The organism is Rhizobium jaguaris (assembly GCF_003627755.1).
GTDB lineage: Bacteria > Pseudomonadota > Alphaproteobacteria > Rhizobiales > Rhizobiaceae > Rhizobium > Rhizobium jaguaris.
The window spans coordinates 72,516-74,961 of the sequence record NZ_CP032697.1 but is presented as its reverse complement, the minus strand read 5'-3'; the positions used below and the strand labels follow the sequence as shown (position 1 = coordinate 74,961).

Here is a 2,446-nt window from a genome sequence, read left to right as displayed (position 1 = left end):
CAACGATCGAGAGAGGGATGTAGCCTGATGATCCATTCGTTTCGGCACGACATTTATCTTCCATCTACCTTTGAGCTGCTCACCAAGGGAGGTGATGAGCGAATTGAGCTCGACCCAAGGGCAAAGACCAATAAATACGGGTGCCGACCGATACCGGATTGCGGATTAATCGCATTTGGTTCTGCGACGGCATCTACGATCTCCGAAGCCGGTTTCGATGCTGCCGAAGAGGTTCGGACCAGGTTGTTGGAGGCTTTGCGGAATAGAGAGCCCGCAGAAATTTACATGGCGGAGATATCCAGACTGCGCAGCGAATTCGCTGATCTCTACAGGCTCACAAATCTTCCAGGACTTGAAATGATTGTGTCGTCATCAGGTACCGACGCACACATGCTCGCCGCGCGACTAGTGGATGAGAGCGCAAAGATTAAAACGCTCGCAATTACGGTTCAATCGACCGAAACAGGAAGTGGGATCGCCGGAGCTTTGAAGGGAGCCGAAAGCGCTCTCGGTAAGTCCGTTGATGTTAAATCAATAGATATCCGTGCGAAGGATTGCAGCCTGCGATCAACTGCGGTTGTCGCTGACGAACTTGAAGCGATGGTCTCGACCGCAGTGGCGCGATACGACCGCATTTTGATAACGTTAACCGATGTTTCCAAAACCGGAATATTAGCGCCGTGTCCAATACGAGCGCAGGCTTTAAAGCGTCGTTGGCCTGATATCATCGAAATTCTTGTCGATGCATCTCAATTCCGGCTGACTCCATCCACGCTACAAAGTTACCTCGCTGCAAATTGTTTGGTCGTCATTACCGGATCCAAGTTCATAAACGGCCCCGCTTTTTCGGCGATGTTATTAATACCGGAGGCAGCAGCCTCTCGATTGATGACGCAGTCGCTGAATCCCGCACTTGGGATAGCTAGCCTCCAACCAGAATGGCCGCGGCATTGGAATGGCGTCCGCTCGCTTCCCAATTCGAGTAACTTCGGGTTGCTTCTGCGGTGGAAAGCTGCCCTCGCGGACTTGCGCGCTTTCCGTAATATTTCAGAAGAAGACATCGAAAAGGTCGTGCGTGCCTTTCACGATGCGATCGTCTCCGCACTGCACTATACTCAGGAATTTGAACTCCTAGAACAATCAGCCTTACAGTGCCGGCCCTTCGCGGAAGGTGCAGCCTGGGATCAAGTGCAGACAATCTTTCCCTTTCTGTTATTCCATAACGATCCGAGAGGAAAACGAACTCCAGTGTCTACAGAAACGACACAGGAGATTTACTATCAGATGCGCAAGGACATCAGCCCCGCAGCAGGCAGAGCACACAACCCGATATCCTCAATGCGCTGTGAACTAGGTCAGCCAGTCTCGTGCGGCGAATTGCAAGGAACTCGCGTTTCTGCCTTGCGACTTTCTCTCAGCGCGCGGTTAATCGTGAAGGCTGTCGAAGAGGGAGATCGCGGGATCGCTTCCCTGATCGAACAAGGGCTTCTCGTATTGGAAAAAGCTGCCTTCCTTGCCAAGTAATCTGGTGGCTTACAACAGTATTGACTGAGTAAAATGGAGTTGCAACGTGAAGCTTGAGATTTTCTCATTGCGGGCCCGCCCGGATTTGATCCCGGCGGTGTTTTCGAAAGATTTGAACGATGTATGGCCTGAGTTCATACGGCACGATCCTACAACTAAACTCTACTTTGGAACTCCTATTTTCTCTGACTATCTGGATTATGCGTTCGCCGGAATTGTCGATGACGAAGTAGTCGGACGTGCTTTCGGAGTGCCTTTTGCATTCAATGTCAAGGGACGTACTGAATTGCCCGACGGTGGGTGGGACGAGGTTATTCGGTGGTCCCATGAAGATCGGTTAATCGATCGAAAGCCGACTACGATGAGCGCTCTCGAAATCACTCTTGCCGCAAAAGCGCAAGGAATTGGCAACGCGCTGGCGATGCTCAATGCACTAAAGGTGTGCGCAAAGAAAATGGGCTTTGCCGAGATATCGTTCCCTGTCCGGCCGACCCAAAAGCATCTTTATTCACGAATGCCAATGTCCGAGTACATCAAATTGCAACGGGACGACGGATATCCGCTTGACTCATGGTTGCGAACGCACTTCAACGCTGGGGGCAAAATAGACAAGATTGCCCCATATTCCATGACTGTCGTCGGCACCATCGCCGAATGGTCACAATGGACGCAGGCAAAGCTTCAAAATTCAGGCATGATAGACGTCGAAGGAGCATTAGTTCCAGTACTGATTTCAATTGAGCAAGACCTCGGAGTTTACGTGGAACCAAATGTATGGGTCCGTTACTTTCTTTAGGTGTTTTGTGGTCGGGATCGGTTCGCCTGCCCTTGACGATCACCCGCGGCTGGGGTTGGTTCCGGCTGCGGAACGACATTGATCTCAGTAGGCCAGAAATATTCAGCAGGATGCCCAGCCCAGACG

2 protein-coding genes are annotated in these 2,446 nt (G+C 51.3%); both read left to right on the top strand.

Translation table 11 applies throughout. The annotated features are described in order from the left end of the window. Window positions 1-27: 27 nt before the first annotated feature. On the top strand, window positions 28-1,524 hold the full coding sequence (locus CCGE525_RS37180; protein ID WP_120709271.1) for a hypothetical protein: 1,497 nt from the start codon (window positions 28-30) through the stop codon (window positions 1,522-1,524). A gap of 46 nt (window positions 1,525-1,570) precedes the next feature. Further along, window positions 1,571-2,320, top strand: coding sequence for a hypothetical protein (locus CCGE525_RS37175; protein WP_425375943.1), 750 nt, complete (start codon window positions 1,571-1,573; stop codon window positions 2,318-2,320). Window positions 2,321-2,446: the final 126 nt, after the last annotated feature.